This is a genomic window from Paraburkholderia podalyriae (assembly GCF_014397785.1).
In the GTDB taxonomy this organism is placed as follows: domain Bacteria; phylum Pseudomonadota; class Gammaproteobacteria; order Burkholderiales; family Burkholderiaceae; genus Paraburkholderia; species Paraburkholderia podalyriae.
In genome coordinates, this window is sequence record NZ_VZQQ01000001.1 from 117,562 (window position 1) to 132,866 (window position 15,305).

Consider the following 15,305-nt stretch of genomic DNA (forward strand, 5'->3'; position numbering starts at 1 on the left):
GCGGTAGCGCGCAGCGCTACCGCGTCCTACCCGTTTTGCAAAGAGGAACGCATATGGAGCAATTTCACGGCACGACGATCGTTTCCGTGCGCCGCGGCAACAAGGTCGCGCTCGGCGGCGACGGCCAGGTGACGCTAGGCAACATCGTCATGAAAGGCGGCGCGAAGAAGGTCCGGCGCATCTACAACGGCAACGTGCTGGTCGGCTTCGCCGGCGGCACGGCGGATGCGTTCTCCCTGCTCGACCGCTTCGAGGCGAAGCTCGAGAAACATCAAGGCAATCTGACGCGCGCGGCCGTCGAGCTCGCGAAAGACTGGCGCACCGACCGCATGCTGCGTCGTCTCGAAGCGATGCTGATCGCCGCGGACGCAACCACCACACTCGTCATCACCGGCAATGGCGACGTGCTCGATCCCGAAGGCGGCATCTGCGCGATCGGCTCTGGCGGTGCGTACGCGCAGGCGGCCGCGAAGGCGCTCGCCGACAACACCGAACTGTCGCCGCGCGACATCGTGGAGAAGTCGCTGGAAATCGCCGGCGACATGTGCATCTACACGAACCATAACCGCGTCGTTGAGACGATCGAGTAAGGACCCATCGATGAGCACCATGACCCCCGCCGAGATCGTCTCCGAACTCGACAAACACATCATCGGCCAAGGCCGCGCGAAGAAAGCCGTGGCCGTCGCGCTGCGCAACCGCTGGCGCCGTCAGCAGGTCGACGAACCGCTGCGCCAGGAAATCACGCCGAAGAACATCCTGATGATCGGACCGACCGGCGTCGGCAAGACCGAAATCGCGCGGCGTCTCGCGAAGCTCGCGGACGCGCCGTTCATCAAGATCGAAGCGACCAAATTCACCGAAGTCGGCTACGTGGGCCGCGACGTCGACAGCATCGTGCGTGACCTGATCGAGATTTCGGTTAAGCAGACTCGCGAAACCGAAATGCGCAAGGTGCGGACCAAGGCGGGCGACCAGGCCGAAGATCGCATTCTCGACATCCTGCTGCCGACCGCACGGCCGGTCGGCTTCGGTTCGAGTACGAGCTCGACCGACACCGCCGATGAAGGCAGCACGACGCGTCAGACGTTCCGCAAGCGCCTGCGCGAAGGTCAGCTCGACGACAAGGAAATCGAGCTCGACGTCGAGCAGCCGCAGGTCGGCATGGACATCATGGGGCCGCCGGGCATGGAAGACATGACCGAGCAGATCCGCTCGATGTTCGCCAACATCGGCGGCGGCAAGAAGACGCGCCGCAAGATGAAGGTCAAGGAAGCGCTGAAGGTCCTCACCGACGAAGAAGCCGGCAAGATGCTGAACGACGAGGAGGTGAAGAGCAAGGCGGTGCAGAACGTCGAGCAGAACGGCATCGTGTTCCTCGACGAAATCGACAAGATCGCGTCGCGCAACGAGGCGGGCGGCGGCGAAGTGTCCCGTCAGGGCGTGCAGCGCGACCTGCTGCCACTGGTCGAAGGCACGACGATCAACACCAAGTACGGCATGGTGAAGACCGATCACATCCTGTTCATCGCGAGCGGCGCGTTCCATCTCGCGAAGCCGAGCGATCTGATCCCGGAACTGCAGGGGCGCTTCCCGATTCGCGTCGAACTCGATTCGCTGTCGGTCAAAGACTTCGAATCGATCCTTGTGTCGACGGATGCGAGCCTCGTCAAGCAATACCAGGCCCTGCTCGCGACGGAAGACGTGCACCTCGAATTCGCCGACGATGGCATCCGCCGTCTCGCCGAGATCGCGTACTCGGTCAACGAGAAGACCGAGAACATCGGCGCGCGGCGTCTTTATACGGTCATCGAAAAGCTGCTCGAGGAGGTGTCGTTCTCGGCCGGCAATCATTCGGGCCGTGCTGTGCAAATCGACGCGGCGTATGTCGATCGCGCGTTGAACGAAGTCGCGCAAGACGAGGATCTGTCGCGCTACGTGCTGTGATCTGTGCGGTGATGTCACCAGCCACTGAGGTCTGAAAAACGGGCTGCCTTTTCAAAGGCAGCCTGTTTTGTTTTGTGCCGCTCGAGCCACGCCGGCGTTGCCTCGAACAGCCGACGCCGCGCCACGATCGCCGCCTACTGCTTCACCGGACGCTTCCCCAACTTGCGCTGCAACGTGCGCCGATGCATGTTCAACGCGCGCGCGGTCGCCGAGATATTGCCGCCGTGTTCGGCGAGCACACGCTGAATGTGCTCCCATTCGAGCCGCGCCACCGACAGCGGCTGCGGATGCTCGATCGCCTCCTCGGCCTGCAACGCGCTCGCCTCGCTTTGCAGCGCCGCCAGGATCGTCTCGACGTTGGCGGGCTTCGCGAGATAGTTGTCGGCGCCGTCCTTGACCGCCTGCACCGCGGTGGCGATGCTCGCGTAGCCGGTCAGCACGAGCATGCGCGCATCGGGCTGTAGATCACGTAACGGCGCGACGAGCGTAAGGCCGGAGTCGTTGCCCAGATGCAGGTCCACGGTGATCTCGCTGAACTTCTGCTGATTCGCGAGCCGGATCGCCTCGTCCGCGTTGTGCGCTTCGCTCACCGTGTAGCCGCGCCGCGTCAAGCCGCGCGCGAGGATGCCGGAGAACACTTCGTCGTCGTCGATCACCAGAAAATTCTTTTCGCTCATGCCTGTTTCTCCGTGTTGGATGGCGCGGCGCCTTGCGGGCTCGCTCCGGAAATCGTGCGCGTCGCGAGCGGCAGTCGCAGCACCGCACGCGTGCCGCGCGGCCTCCCGCCGTTGGCGTCGGTCAGCTCGATCGATCCCTTCAGACGCGTCGCCGCCGAAAACGCCAGATACAGGCCGACGCCGTGGCCGCCCTGCGTGCTGTCCACCGGCATCGCGCCGAGCGATCCGCGCAGCGCGTTCGGTATGCCCGGGCCGTGGTCACACACTTCGAACACGATCTGGCCGCCGCGTGGCGCGAGCGCGCAGGACAGCGTCACGTGATCGCGGCTCGCGCGCGCGGCGTTGTCGAGCAGGATCGTGAGTATCTGGCTGACGGCCACCGTGTCGTTGAGACTGACATCGGCGGGAGGCGTGCCGAGTCGCTCGAACGTCACGTGCGGATGGCGCAGGCGCCATTGCTCGGCAAACGACTCGAGCCATTCGTCGACCGGCTGGCGGTCCGTCGTGGTCGTTGCGCGGCTGCGCAACCGCGCGAGCGCCGACGTGCACAACGTCATCTGCTGCTCGAGTAACTCGAGATCGGCGCGATAGGGTGCGAGTCCCGCATCGGTGCGCGCCGCGTCGCGCAATTCTTCGGACAACATCGCGATTGTAGACAGAGGCGTGCCGATTTCGTGGGCCACGGTGGCCGCCTGCACGCCGAGCGCGACCGCCCGTTCGTCGTGAAGCAAGCGCTGCTGCGCTTCTCCAAGCGCTGCGTCACGTAGCCGCAGTGCTCGCGACATGCGCGCGACGAACCACGCGATCAGCCCCACGCTGACCATGAAGTTGACCCACATGCCCGAGCGGTAGTACTCGAACAGGTTGGCCGGATTCTCGAGATTGAGCGGGACGGAATCGAAGCTGAGCGTCGCGTAGCAGGCGACCGCGAACGCCGCGAGCCACGCCATCAGATACCACGGCAGCACGGCCGCCGCGATCGCGAGCGACGGCAGGTACAGCGACACAAACGGATTGGTAGTGCCACCGGACAGGAACAGCAGCGCCGACAACGCGCCGAGATCGACCCAGATCTGCCCGAACAGCTCGAGGTTGGACTCGGGACGCTGCTGCGACACGCGCCACCACGTGAGCGCGTTGAACAGCACTTCGAGCCCGATCACGAGCAGCATCGCGGGCAACGGCAGATTCACGCCGATGAAGATCTGCACGAACGCGATCGTCAGCAACTGCCCGATGATCGCGAGGCTGCGCAGCCAGAACAGATGACCGAGATTGACCCGGCCGGTGTTGGTTATACGGTGCATCACCCTAGTCTACCCGTTCGGATACGCCCCGCTGGCCAGGCGGCCGGCCTGCGCATGATCGATCACACCGCGAGCCTCGCGACCTTCGGCGACACCGCCGCGTTCGTTAGCGCGCTCGACCTCGCAATCACCGCATGCCAATCGGTCTCGCATCTGAGCGGCGCGTAGGCGGTTTCACATCGGCCCTTGGGCAAACCCGGCCATCACGGCCGCTCGTCCTCACTCGCCTCGCGTGTGGCCTGTGCGATCTCCGCGGCCAGACACTCCGGGCACAGACACTGGCCGCCTGGTTCCAACCGCTCGGCCGGTAGCGGCGGCAGCGCGCGGCACCAGCAGTTCGACGGCTCGGTCTGCATGCCGCAGTCGAAGGCATTGCCGCAGCGCGGACAGCGCGCGCTGCGTCCGGAGCGGGCGGAAGACGATTTCATTGCAGGTCGGCGTAGCGGGGCGGAGACATCGATCAAGCCATGATGCCATGACTAATACGCCAGGTGCAGTCGTCCGTTCGGCCAATGCACAGCCGTCACGCAAGTGCGTTACGCTTGCCGTTCGCCCCGCCCCGTGGCCGCCATGGTGCGGTACGCCAAGCCCGCACCGCCCGTCGCTCGCGCCGCTGCCGAAAACCCTGTTGCAGCGCGCCAGTCCTGTACAATTCGCGCTGTTTTAACTGTTCCGTGCCCGAGCCTGCCGCCATGTCCGAGCTTCCCGACCTCTCGCAGATTGCGCCCACCCTGAAAGCCGAAATTCTGGCCGAGGCGCTGCCTTACATTCGCCAGTATCACGGTAAGACCGTGGTCATCAAATACGGCGGCAACGCCATGACCGAAGAGCGTCTGAAGCAGGGCTTCGCGCGCGACGTGATTCTGCTGAAACTGGTCGGCATCAACCCGGTCATCGTGCACGGCGGCGGCCCGCAAATCGACCAGGCACTTAAGAAAATCGGCAAACAGGGCACGTTCATCCAGGGCATGCGCGTCACCGACGAAGAGACGATGGAAGTCGTCGAATGGGTGCTCGGCGGCGAGGTGCAGCAGGACATCGTGATGCTGATCAATCACTTCGGCGGCCACGCGGTCGGCCTGACCGGCAAGGACGGCGGCCTGATCCACGCGCGCAAGATGCTGATGCCCGATCGCGACAATCCGGGCCAGTACCTCGACATCGGCCAGGTCGGCGAAGTCGAGTCGATCAACCCGGCGGTCGTGAAGGCACTGCAGGACGACGCGTTCATTCCGGTGATCTCGCCGATTGGCACTGGCGAAGACGGCCTGTCGTACAACATCAACGCGGACCTCGTCGCGGGCAAGCTGGCGGTCGTGCTGAACGCCGAAAAGCTCGTGATGATGACCAACATCCCCGGCGTGATGGACAAGGAAGGCAATCTACTGACCGACCTGTCCGCGCGCGAAATCGACGGCTTGTTCGAAGACGGCACGATCTCCGGCGGCATGCTGCCGAAAATCTCGTCCGCGCTCGATGCCGCGAAGAGCGGCGTGCGCTCGGTGCACATCATCGACGGTCGCATCGAACACTCGGTGCTGCTCGAAATCCTGACCGAGCAGCCGTTCGGCACGATGATCCGCTCGCATTGATCGCGGCGGAATCCCCTGCACGGGCGTTGCATCCCAGCGGCGCGACGCCTGCACCCTCCCTCGCGGCTGGCAGGCTCTGCACCCACCCGAGCGTTGATGCGGCAAACTCTGTTCATCCGCAGCATCAAGCGCCCGTCAGCGGCTGAAGATCTCCACCATGCGCACCCCCACTTCGCGGCGCCGCCGTCCCGACATCGCGTGCGGCAAACCAGTCTGGCTGTTCGATCTCGATAACACGCTGCACCGCGCGTCGCATGCCATTTTCCCTGCGATCAATCGCGGGATGACCCAGTACATCATCGACGCGCTGCACGTCGACATCGACGAGGCCAACCGTCTGCGCACCGGCTACACGCTGCGTTACGGCGCAGCGCTGCTCGGCCTCACGCGCCACCATCCGCTCGACGCGCACGACTTCCTGCAAGTCGTGCACACGTTCCCCGACCTCGGCTCGATGATCCGTCATGAGCGCGGTATCGCGCGTCTGGTCGCGGCGCTGCCGGGCCGCAAGATCGTGCTCACCAACGCGCCCGAAACCTACGCGCGCGCGGTACTCGCCGAGTTGCGCATCGAGCGGCTATTCGAGCGCGTGATCGCGATCGAGCACATGCGCGATCGCCGCCAATGGCGTGCGAAGCCCGATCACGCGATGCTGCGCCGCGCGATGCGCGACGCGCACGTGTCGCTGAAAGACGCGATCCTCGTCGAGGACACGCGTTCGCACCTGAAAAACTATCGGCGGCTCGGCATCCGCACCGTGTGGATCACCGGTCATCTGCCGCGCAAACCGCACGTGGACGGCGTACCGACACGCCTGCCGGGCACCGGCCGGCCGCATTATGTCGACTGCAGTATTCGTTCGCTAAAATCGCTACGATTGGGCACGCGCCCGGTTCGATGGAAGGGACGCAAGCCGGGACAGTAGGGACCAAAGCCGACAAAGACATCAGCCGGGGGACGACAGCCATGCAGCCGATCGACAAGCCTGACGAAGCCTTAGCCGCAGCCTCCCCCGCGGCGCCCGCGGCCACGCGCCCAGCGCGTCCGAAGCCGGGCGAGCGTCGCGTGCACATCCTGCAGACGCTCGCCAGCATGCTCGAGGCGCCGAAGAGCGAAAAGGTCACCACGGCCGCGCTCGCCGCCCGGCTCGGTGTGTCCGAAGCCGCGCTGTACCGCCACTTCGCTAGCAAGGCGCAGATGTTCGAAGGGCTGATCGAGTTCATCGAGCAGACGCTGTTCGGGCTCATCAACCAGATCACCGGTCAGCAAAGCAACGGCGTGTTGCAGGCGCGCGCGATCTCGCTGATGCTGCTCAACTTTCCGGCGAAAAATCCCGGCATGACGCGCGTGCTGACCTGCGAGGCGCTGGTCGGCGAGCACGAGCGGCTGACCGAGCGCGTGAACCAGATGCTCGAGCGCGTCGAAGCATCGCTGAAGCAGTGCTTGCGGCTTGCACAGGTCGAAGCGCTTCAACATGCTGATGACGACACCAACGGCAATGCCGCGCTGCCCGCCGGCTACGATCCCGCGATTCGCGCGAGCCTGCTAGTCAGCTACGTGATCGGCCGCTGGCATCGCTATGTGCGCAGCGGTTTCGCGCGGCCGCCCGCCGAACACGCGGACGAGCAACTGCTGCTGATTCTTCAGTAGTCCGCGAGGAGTCGAGCCCTTCGCGCGGCACCTCCCGCGCCGCTGCCGCGCGGAATTTTCCGCTATACTTTGCGCCTGACGCCGCCGCGGTCTTCCGATACACAACGGACCGCGCCAAGGCATCCCGAACACGTTGCACCCGGTTTCACCCCCTTTCACGCGCCGATTTGCTGACTCGATTGCGGGCGCGCGAACCCTTGGCCCCAGGCCCGCGGTTCACTATAAATGCGGCTAAAGAGGTCGTCAGCTGCGCACAGCCCTTCTCTTCGTGCATCGCCGACGCCGTTTAGCCGCCCTGTTGACTCAATGGCGGAATGAATGGAATCCATCGGCATCGTCGCTCCCCAAAAAATGCATTTCACCGAGCCGCTGCCATTGCGCAACGGCAGTTCGCTCGCAGGCTACGACCTGATGGTCGAAACCTACGGCACGCTCAATGCCGCGCGCAGCAACGCGGTGCTCGTGTGCCACGCGCTGAACGCATCGCATCACGTGGCGGGCGTGTACGCCGACAATCCGAAGGACATCGGTTGGTGGGACAACATGGTCGGCCCGGGCAAGCCGCTCGATACCGACAAGTTTTTCGTGATCGGCGTGAATAACCTCGGCTCGTGCTTCGGCTCGACCGGGCCGATGAGCATCGACCCCGCGACCGGCAAGCCGTATGGCGCGACCTTTCCGGTCGTCACCGTCGAAGACTGGGTCAACGCGCAGGCGCGCGTCGCCGACGCGTTCGGCATCACGCGCTTCGCCGCCGTGATGGGCGGCAGTCTCGGCGGCATGCAGGCGCTCGCTTGGAGCATGATGTATCCGCAGCGGATCGCCCATTGCATCGTGGTCGCATCGACGCCGAAACTGTCCGCGCAGAACATCGCGTTCAACGAGGTCGCACGCTCGGCGATCCTGTCGGACCCCGACTTCCACGGCGGCAACTACTACGCGCACGGCGTGAAACCGAAGCGCGGCCTGCGCGTCGCGCGGATGATCGGCCACATCACGTATTTGTCGGACGATGACATGGCCGAGAAATTCGGCCGCTCGCTGCGTCGCGCGGAAGGCGCGCTCGATGACTACAACTTCAGCTTCGACGTCGAGTTCGAAGTGGAATCGTATCTGCGCTATCAGGGCGACAAGTTCGCCGACTACTTCGACGCGAACACCTACCTGCTGATCACGCGCGCGCTCGACTACTTCGATCCGGCCAAGGCTTTCGACGGCGATCTGACCGCCGCGCTCGCGCACACCACCGCGAAGTATCTGATTGCGAGCTTCACGACTGACTGGCGTTTCGCGCCGGCACGCTCGCGCGAACTGGCGAAGGCGCTGCTCGACCACAAGCGCACGGTCACCTACGCGGAGATCGACGCGCCGCACGGCCACGACGCCTTCCTGCTCGACGACGCGCGCTATCACAACCTGCTGCGGGCCTACTACGAACGCATTGCAAACGAGGTCAACGCATGAACCAGCGAGCACTTGATTACCTGGCATTGCGCCCGGACTTCCGCGCGATCGCCCGCTGGGTCGAACCGCGCGCGACGGTGCTCGATCTCGGCTGCGGCGACGGCTCGCTGCTGTCGCTGCTGAACGAGGAATTGGACGTGCAGGGCTACGGCATCGAGATCAACGACGCCGGCGTGCTCGCCGCGACGCAGAAGGGCGTCAACGTGATCCAGCAAAATCTCGAAGACGGCCTGCGCCTGTTCGAAGACGGCAGCTTCGATTTCGCGGTGCTGTCACAAACGCTGCAGACCATTCATCAGACCGCGGCGATCCTGCGCGAGACGGTGCGCGTCGGCAAGCAATGCATCGTGTCGTTTCCGAATTTCGGCTACTGGGCGCATCGGCTGTCGGTGTTGCAGGGGCGCATGCCGGTGTCGAAGTCGCTGCCTTATCAGTGGCACAACACCCCGAACGTTCGCGTGCTGACGATCAAGGACTTCGAAGCGCTCGCGCCCGAAGTCGGCATCGAGATTCTCGATCGCGTCGTGCTGCACGACGGACAAGTGGTGCGTTGGGGCGTGAACTGGCGTGGTAGTCTTGCGGTCTATCGCGTCAAGAAAAGCTAACCTCACTTATCCACATGTCGAACCCGCCGCACGAGGCGCCCGCACTTACCGCTCACGAAGAACATCCCGGCTGGCGCGCGTTTTTGAATACGCGCATGCTGATTTGCGTCTTTCTCGGCTTCACGTCGGGATTGCCGCTGTTTACGCTCGTCTACCTCGTGCAGGCGTGGCTGCGCTCGGAAGGCGTCAATCTGAAGGAAATCGGCCTCTTCGCGCTGATCCAGTTTCCGTACACCTGGAAATTCGTCTGGGCACCGCTGATGGACCGGTATGTGCCGCGTCTGCCCGGCTGGCGGCCCGGCAGACGGCGCGGCTGGATGCTGGTCACGCAATTGCTCGTGGCAGGCGCGATGGCGACGCTAGGTTTCGTGTCGCCGCGCGAATCGATCTGGACCGTCGCCGCGCTGACCGCTTTGGTCGCACTCTTCGGCGCGAGCTCCGACATCGTGATCGACGCTTACCGGCGCGAATTGCTCAGCGACACGCAGCAGGGCCTCGGCAACGCCGTGCACGTCAACGCGTACAAGATCGCAGCGCTCGTGCCCGGTTCGCTCGCGCTGATTTTGTCCGATCATCTGCCGTGGAGCACCGTGTTCATCGTGACCGCCGCGTTCATGCTGCCGGGCGTTCTGATGACGCTGGTCGTGCGCGAGCCCGAGGTGCACGGCGAGCCGCCGAAGAATCTGCGCGAGGCAATCGTCGAGCCGTTCAGGGAATTCATCCAGCGCGACGGCTGGCGCGCTGCCCTTTTCGTGCTCGGCTTTATCTTCATGTATAAGCTCGGCGATACGATGGCGACCACGCTGTCCACGTCGTTCTTCCTCGACATCGGCTTCTCGCGCACGCAGATCGGCGTGATCGCGAAGACCACGGCGTTCGGCGCGAGCCTCGCGGGCGGCATCATCGGCGGGATCTGGCTGATGAAGATCGGCATCGGCCGTGGCCTGTGGATTTTCGGTTTGCTGCAGATGGTGTCGACGCTCGGCTTCGCGTGGCTCGCGCATCTCGGCCCGGATTCGCCCGGACTTGCGGCGATTTACAACATCGCGGTCGCGCTCAGCGAGGGCACGTCGAGGCTGCTGTCGTTCGTCGGCATCGACTGGAGCGTACAGCTCGATCCCCGCTCGGTCGCGCTCGCGCTCGTGTACGGCTTCGAGACCTTCGCCACCGGGCTGACGATGGCCGCGTTCACCGCCTACATCGCGAGCACCACCGATCCGCGCTACACCGCGACGCAGTTCGCGCTGTTCACGAGCCTCGCATCGGTACCGCGCACGCTCGCGTCGGCGGCGAGCGGCTATGTGGTCGCGCGCATGGGCTGGTTCGACTACTTCATCCTCTGTACCGCGCTCGCGGTGCCCGGCATGCTGCTGCTGTTGCGTATCGCGCCATGGAGGGAACGGTCGTGAAGGCACAGTTTCCGACTCGCCCGCGCGGCCCCGCACTCAGCGCCGTCTGCATGTTCGGCTGCGCGAGCGTCGCGCTGGCGATGCCAGTGAGCGCCTATGCGGCCGGCGCGGCGGCGACTGGCGCCAGTCCGGTGAGCGGCGCGCAAGCTCCCGCGCCGGCTGCTGCCGCCGCGGCCACGAGCGGTGCGACACCCAATCCCGCTCCGACGCCTGCGGCCAAATCCGCGACAAGCGGCCCCAGCGCGGAAAACACGACACCGACCTCGCCCGGCAACAACAACGCTGGCGGTGTAAATGCTGGCACGGGTAACAGCACCACCGGCGCTAACGCCGGTGCCCCAGGCACGCCCAGTAATAGCGGCAGCGCTCCGCCCGCCGCCACCTCGGGCTCCGCGCCTCAGTCCGCGCAACCGCCCGTTACCGCCAAAGCGCCCGCCGCGGCATCGGCCGCAGCGGCATCGGCCGCCGCAGCCGTACCGCCGCCGTACTACGTGAGTCCGCAACTGCGCTACGGCGGCTACATGGTGTTCCGTAACCTGATCCCGTCGTCGATGCTTGAGGCGCAGGCCGCAGCGGAATTCAACCAGATCGTCTACGGCGCCAGCCACGCGAACCGCCTGTACGGCGACACGGACGCGCGCGTGACGCGCGTGCGCTCGATCATCAACCGGATGATTCCGTATTCGCTGAAGTGGAACGAGCGAGCCAAGGGCTGGAAGTGGGAAGTCGCGGTGGTGCGCTCGAACGACATCCGCATGTACTGCCTGCCGGGCGGCAAGATCGTCGTCTATAGCGGGATACTCGATCGCGCGCGCCTGAACGACAACGAGGTCGGCATGCTGATCGGTCACGAAATCGCGCACGCGTTGCGCGAGCATGCGAGGATGCGACTCGGTCAGTTGCAGGCGAGCCAGCTCGATTCGTCCGGCACGATCCCGCAGCTGTTCGGCCTCGCCGATCTCGGCATGGCGCCGCTCGGCATCGGTTCGCGTCTGCTGGAAATGAAGTACGAGAGCACCGACGAAACCGAAGCCGACGTGATCGGTAGCGATATCGCGTCGCGCGCGGGCTTCGATCCGCGCGCGGCGGTCACGCTGTGGGACAAGCTCGCGCAGGTGACGCGCGGCAATCGCGAACAGGGCTTCATCTACGTGCACCCGTACACGCCGGCGCGCCGCGAAGACATCATCAAGCGGCTGCCGGACATGCTGGCGCTCTACGCGAAGGCAATCGGCAGGAGCGTCGACGAGTTGCCCGATTTCGCGGGGATCGGCCGGCCGACCCGCAAGCCGGTGCGCGACTGATACCCGCTTCTGCCGACTGCTGGCGGGCCACGGCGCGCCATGCGCCGCGCTCGGTAGGCTTACTTTTTGACCTTGTGGTCGTAGTCGACGGTCAGCGGCGCATGGTCGCTGAACTTGATATCGCGGAACACGTCGGTGCGCTTCGCCTTGCTCGCGATACCCGGCGTCGCGATCTGGTAATCGATCCGCCACCCGACGTTCTTCGCATACGCCTGACCGCGATTGCTCCACCACGTGTACTGCTCTGGCCGCTGGTCGAGCGTGCGGAACACGTCGACGTAACCCACTTCGTCGAACAGTTGGTCGAGCCACGCGCGCTCTTCGGGCAGGCACCCCGAATTTTTCTGGTTGCTCTTCCAGTTCTTGATGTCGATTTCCTTGTGCACGATGTTCACGTCGCCGCACACGATCACCTCGCGCTCCTTCGCCAGCTCGGCGAGATGCGGCATGAACTCGTCCATGAAACGGAACTTGGCCTGCTGGCGCTCGTCGCCGCTCGAGCCTGACGGCACGTACACCGAGATCACCGACAGCTCGCCGAAACGCAGCTCGACATAGCGCCCTTCCGGGTCGAACTCTTCGCTGCCGAAGCCGATCACCACTTCGTCCGGCTCGTGCCGCGTATAGACGCCCGCGCCGCTATAACCCTTTTTCACCGCATGCTGGAAATAGCCGGTGAAATCGTGCGGCGCCATAAACTCCGGTGTCATGTCGTCCTGCGAGCATTTGATTTCCTGCACGCACAGCACGTCGGCGGCTTGTTCGCCGAACCAGTCGAAAAAGCCCTTTTTCGCCGCCGAACGGATGCCGTTGAGGTTGGCGGTAATCACACGCAACATGTCGTTCCTCTTTTGTTCGATTCGTTTGTGAAACCAGGGGGCGAGGCCGCGTTCATTCGACCTTGATGCCCTTCAGCGACTCCTTGGCGGGCGGATATTCGAGCTTCAACGCGTCCAGCGTGCGCAGCAGCAGTTCGGCGATCATCACGTTGCGATGCGTCTTCGAGTCGGCCGGAATCACGTACCACGGCGCGTATTCGGTCGACGTCGCGGCGAGCGCGTCGCGATACGCGGACTGATACACGTTCCACTGCTTGCGCGCTTCGATATCCGACACGTCGAATTTCCAGTGCTTCAGCGGATCGTCGATGCGCGCCTGCAAACGCGTGCGCTGCTCGTCCTTCGAAATGTGCAGCATGCACTTGAGGATCGCCGTGCCGCTGCATGCAAGCATCTCCTCGAATTGGCGGATGTGGCGGCAACGCTGCAGGAACGCCTCCGCGTCGATCTCGCCCTGAACGGTCGGCACCAGCAGGTCTTCGTAGTGACTGCGGTTGAAGATCGCCAGCTCGCCGGCCGCGGGCGTCTGCGAATGCACGCGCCACAGGAAGTCGTGCGCGAGTTCGACCGGCGTCGGCGCCTTGAACGGCACGATGCGCAAGCCGAGCGGATCGACTTCGTGAAACACCGCGCGGATCGTGCCGTCCTTGCCGCTCGTGTCCATGCCTTGCAGCACCAGCAGCATGCGGCGCTTGCGCTGCGCATGCAGCCGTTCCTGCAAATTGTCGAGCAGCAGGCCGATCTCCGACAGACGCGCGCGGTCCGCATCTTTCGAGCCGCTCGAAAACGGCTTCGCCTTGGGATCGAAATCGTCGAGCGAGAAGTGGCCGTTTTTCTTGCCGTCGTCGAAATACGGCACGAGGAAATCGTCGAGATCGGGTTGCTTTGCCATGCACATACTCCGTGATCTACGCTTACCTACGATTAACCGGTGAAGCGGGTTCGCAAAATAGAACGGGCCGTTGCCCTGCTTCAATCCGGCAACAGCCCGTGGTGGCGCAGGCGTGATCACGCCCGCCCGCGGCACTTCAACTCAGGACAACTTCTTCTTGAGCAATTCGTTGACCTGAGCAGGGTTGGCCTTGCCTTTGGTCGCTTTCATCGCCTGTCCGATCAGCGCGTTGAACGCCTTTTCCTTGCCGGCGCGATATTCGTCGACCGACTTCTGATTCGCGGCAAGCACTTCGTCGATGATTGCTTCGAGCGCACCAGTGTCCGAAATCTGCTTCAAACCATTCGCCTCGATGATGCGATCGGCGGCGGCATCGTCGGTGGCTTTCTCTTCCCAGATGGCGAGGAAGATTTCTTTCGCGATCTTGTTCGAAATCGTGCCGTCGGCAATGCGTTGCAGCAGCAGCGCGAGCTGCGCGGCCGAGACCGGGCACGCGGCAATGTCGAGGCCTTCGCGATTGAGATGCGACGACACTTCACCCATCACCCAGTTCGCCGCAACCTTCACGTTGGCTGGGCCGACCTTCGCGACCACCGCCTCGAAGTAAGCGGCCGTCGCCTTGCTCGAGGTCAGCACGTTCGCGTCGTATGGCGTGAGGCCGTACTGCGACACGAAGCGCTGCTGGATCGCTTCCGGCAGCTCGGGCATCTCGCTCTTCACGCGCTCGACCCACGCGGCGTCGATCACGAGCGGCATCAGGTCGGGGTCGGGGAAATAGCGATAGTCGTGCGCGTCTTCCTTGCTGCGCATCGAACGCGTCTCGCGCTTGTCCGGATCGTACAGACGCGTTTCCTGCACCACCGTGCCGCCGTCTTCGATCAGCTCGATCTGGCGACGCACTTCGTACTGGATCGCTTCCTCGAGGAAGCGGAACGAGTTCAGGTTCTTGGTCTCGGTGCGCGTGCCGAATTCCTTCTGGCCGACCGGACGCACCGACACGTTCGCGTCGCAGCGAAACGAGCCTTCCTGCATGTTGCCGTCGCAGATGCCGAGCCACACGACCAGCGTGTGCAGCGACTTCGCGTAGGCAACGGCCTCGGCCGCGCTGCGCATCTCCGGCTCGGTGACGATTTCGAGCAGCGGCGTGCCGGCGCGATTCAGGTCGATGCCGGTCATGCCCGCGAAGTCTTCGTGCAGCGACTTGCCCGCGTCTTCCTCGAGGTGTGCGCGCGTCAGGTTGATGGTTTTCTCGTACGCTTCTTTGCCCGCCTTTTCATTGGCCGGCACCTGGATCGTCACCTGACCGCCCTGCACGACGGGGATTTCGTACTGGCTGATCTGGTAGCCCTTCGGCAGATCGGGGTAGAAGTAATTCTTGCGCGCGAAGATGCTGCGCGACGCGACCGTTGCGCCGATCGCGAGGCCGAACTGAATGGCGCGCTCGACCGCGCCGCGGTTCATCACCGGCAGCGTGCCCGGCAAGGCCAGATCGACGGGGCTGGCCTGCGTGTTCGGCGCGGCGCCGAATTTCGTCGCGGTGCCCGAGAAGATCTTCGAATGCGTCGACAACTGCGTGTGGGTCTCCAGACCGATCACGACTTCCCATTGTTTGGTCATGG

At 64.2% G+C, this 15,305-nt stretch carries 15 protein-coding genes; 9 read left to right on the forward strand and 6 right to left on the reverse strand.

The window, feature by feature from the left end; translation table 11 throughout:
- Positions 1-53: 53 nt before the first annotated feature.
- Positions 54-590, forward strand: a complete 537-nt coding sequence (hslV, locus tag F6X42_RS00525) for an ATP-dependent protease subunit HslV (RefSeq protein WP_187632330.1) — start codon at positions 54-56, stop codon at positions 588-590.
- Between the two features lie 10 nt (positions 591-600).
- Positions 601-1,947 (forward strand): ATP-dependent protease ATPase subunit HslU, encoded by a 1,347-nt coding sequence (gene hslU, locus F6X42_RS00530; RefSeq protein ID WP_187632331.1) that lies wholly within the window; start codon positions 601-603, stop codon positions 1,945-1,947.
- Between the two features lie 134 nt (positions 1,948-2,081).
- On the opposite strand, the gene F6X42_RS00535 is transcribed toward hslU, so the two are convergent.
- From F6X42_RS00535 to F6X42_RS00545, 3 genes are all read right to left on the reverse strand, one after another.
- Complete coding sequence (locus F6X42_RS00535) at positions 2,082-2,624, reverse strand: response regulator transcription factor (RefSeq protein WP_187632332.1); 543 nt, start codon at positions 2,622-2,624, stop codon at positions 2,082-2,084.
- Complete coding sequence (locus F6X42_RS00540; protein WP_187632333.1) at positions 2,621-3,931, reverse strand: ATP-binding protein; 1,311 nt, start codon at positions 3,929-3,931, stop codon at positions 2,621-2,623. The genes F6X42_RS00535 and F6X42_RS00540 overlap by 4 nt, the downstream gene beginning before the upstream one ends.
- Before the next feature lie 203 nt (positions 3,932-4,134).
- Positions 4,135-4,359, reverse strand: a complete 225-nt coding sequence (locus F6X42_RS00545; RefSeq protein ID WP_187632334.1) for a cysteine-rich CWC family protein — start codon at positions 4,357-4,359, stop codon at positions 4,135-4,137.
- A gap of 264 nt (positions 4,360-4,623) precedes the next feature.
- Between F6X42_RS00545 and argB the strand changes: the two genes are divergently transcribed.
- The 7 genes from argB to F6X42_RS00580 all read left to right on the forward strand — a co-directional run bounded on the left by argB (position 4,624) and on the right by F6X42_RS00580 (position 11,955).
- Positions 4,624-5,523, forward strand: coding sequence for an acetylglutamate kinase (gene argB / locus F6X42_RS00550; protein WP_187632335.1), 900 nt, complete (start codon positions 4,624-4,626; stop codon positions 5,521-5,523).
- Between the two features lie 157 nt (positions 5,524-5,680).
- A complete protein-coding gene (locus tag F6X42_RS00555; RefSeq protein ID WP_187632336.1) occupies positions 5,681-6,448 on the forward strand; it encodes a pyrimidine 5'-nucleotidase in 768 nt (255 codons plus the stop codon).
- Positions 6,449-6,489: 41 nt separating this feature from the next.
- Entirely contained in the window at positions 6,490-7,173 is a 684-nt protein-coding gene (slmA, locus tag F6X42_RS00560) for a nucleoid occlusion factor SlmA (RefSeq protein WP_187632337.1), read from the forward strand.
- Positions 7,174-7,491: 318 nt separating this feature from the next.
- Positions 7,492-8,637 carry a homoserine O-succinyltransferase MetX gene (gene metX, locus F6X42_RS00565; RefSeq protein ID WP_187632338.1) on the forward strand — a complete coding sequence of 382 codons (1,146 nt, stop codon included), beginning with the start codon at positions 7,492-7,494 and terminating at the stop codon, positions 8,635-8,637.
- The gene (metW, locus tag F6X42_RS00570; RefSeq protein ID WP_187632339.1) at positions 8,634-9,242 is read left to right on the forward strand and encodes a methionine biosynthesis protein MetW; all 609 of its coding nucleotides are present in this window, start codon (positions 8,634-8,636) and stop codon (positions 9,240-9,242) included. The genes metX and metW overlap by 4 nt, the downstream gene beginning before the upstream one ends.
- A 14-nt stretch (positions 9,243-9,256) precedes the next feature.
- Complete coding sequence (locus F6X42_RS00575) at positions 9,257-10,651, forward strand: AmpG family muropeptide MFS transporter (RefSeq protein WP_187632340.1); 1,395 nt, start codon at positions 9,257-9,259, stop codon at positions 10,649-10,651.
- Positions 10,633-11,955: a M48 family metallopeptidase gene (locus tag F6X42_RS00580; RefSeq protein ID WP_187632341.1), complete on the forward strand. Its 1,323-nt coding sequence runs from the start codon at positions 10,633-10,635 to the stop codon at positions 11,953-11,955. The genes F6X42_RS00575 and F6X42_RS00580 overlap by 19 nt, the downstream gene beginning before the upstream one ends.
- Before the next feature lie 59 nt (positions 11,956-12,014).
- Here the strand turns inward: F6X42_RS00580 and F6X42_RS00585 are convergent, their stop codons facing one another.
- From F6X42_RS00585 to gatB, 3 genes are all read right to left on the reverse strand, one after another.
- Positions 12,015-12,794, reverse strand: a complete 780-nt coding sequence (locus F6X42_RS00585) for an exodeoxyribonuclease III (RefSeq protein WP_187632342.1) — start codon at positions 12,792-12,794, stop codon at positions 12,015-12,017.
- A 52-nt stretch (positions 12,795-12,846) separates the two neighbouring features.
- The gene (locus F6X42_RS00590; RefSeq protein WP_187632343.1) at positions 12,847-13,686 is read right to left on the reverse strand and encodes a PPK2 family polyphosphate kinase; all 840 of its coding nucleotides are present in this window, start codon (positions 13,684-13,686) and stop codon (positions 12,847-12,849) included.
- A gap of 141 nt (positions 13,687-13,827) precedes the next feature.
- Positions 13,828-15,303 carry an Asp-tRNA(Asn)/Glu-tRNA(Gln) amidotransferase subunit GatB gene (gene gatB, locus F6X42_RS00595; protein WP_187632344.1) on the reverse strand — a complete coding sequence of 492 codons (1,476 nt, stop codon included), beginning with the start codon at positions 15,301-15,303 and terminating at the stop codon, positions 13,828-13,830.
- Positions 15,304-15,305: the final 2 nt, after the last annotated feature.

What these genes read in the sequence shown, in the direction of transcription:
- hslV (WP_187632330.1), top strand. Translation starts at nt 54, where the DNA reads ATGGAGCAATTTCACGGCACGACGATCGTTTCCGTGCGCCGCGGCAAC.
- hslU (WP_187632331.1), top strand. Translation starts at nt 601, where the DNA reads ATGAGCACCATGACCCCCGCCGAGATCGTCTCCGAACTCGACAAACAC.
- F6X42_RS00535 (WP_187632332.1), bottom strand. Translation starts at nt 2,624, where the DNA reads ATGAGCGAAAAGAATTTTCTGGTGATCGACGACGACGAAGTGTTCTCC.
- F6X42_RS00540 (WP_187632333.1), bottom strand. Translation starts at nt 3,931, where the DNA reads ATGCACCGTATAACCAACACCGGCCGGGTCAATCTCGGTCATCTGTTC.
- F6X42_RS00545 (WP_187632334.1), bottom strand. Translation starts at nt 4,359, where the DNA reads ATGAAATCGTCTTCCGCCCGCTCCGGACGCAGCGCGCGCTGTCCGCGC.
- argB (WP_187632335.1), top strand. Translation starts at nt 4,624, where the DNA reads ATGTCCGAGCTTCCCGACCTCTCGCAGATTGCGCCCACCCTGAAAGCC.
- F6X42_RS00555 (WP_187632336.1), top strand. Translation starts at nt 5,681, where the DNA reads ATGCGCACCCCCACTTCGCGGCGCCGCCGTCCCGACATCGCGTGCGGC.
- slmA (WP_187632337.1), top strand. Translation starts at nt 6,490, where the DNA reads ATGCAGCCGATCGACAAGCCTGACGAAGCCTTAGCCGCAGCCTCCCCC.
- metX (WP_187632338.1), top strand. Translation starts at nt 7,492, where the DNA reads ATGGAATCCATCGGCATCGTCGCTCCCCAAAAAATGCATTTCACCGAG.
- metW (WP_187632339.1), top strand. Translation starts at nt 8,634, where the DNA reads ATGAACCAGCGAGCACTTGATTACCTGGCATTGCGCCCGGACTTCCGC.
- F6X42_RS00575 (WP_187632340.1), top strand. Translation starts at nt 9,257, where the DNA reads ATGTCGAACCCGCCGCACGAGGCGCCCGCACTTACCGCTCACGAAGAA.
- F6X42_RS00580 (WP_187632341.1), top strand. Translation starts at nt 10,633, where the DNA reads ATGGAGGGAACGGTCGTGAAGGCACAGTTTCCGACTCGCCCGCGCGGC.
- F6X42_RS00585 (WP_187632342.1), bottom strand. Translation starts at nt 12,794, where the DNA reads ATGTTGCGTGTGATTACCGCCAACCTCAACGGCATCCGTTCGGCGGCG.
- F6X42_RS00590 (WP_187632343.1), bottom strand. Translation starts at nt 13,686, where the DNA reads ATGGCAAAGCAACCCGATCTCGACGATTTCCTCGTGCCGTATTTCGAC.
- gatB (WP_187632344.1), bottom strand. Translation starts at nt 15,303, where the DNA reads ATGACCAAACAATGGGAAGTCGTGATCGGTCTGGAGACCCACACGCAG.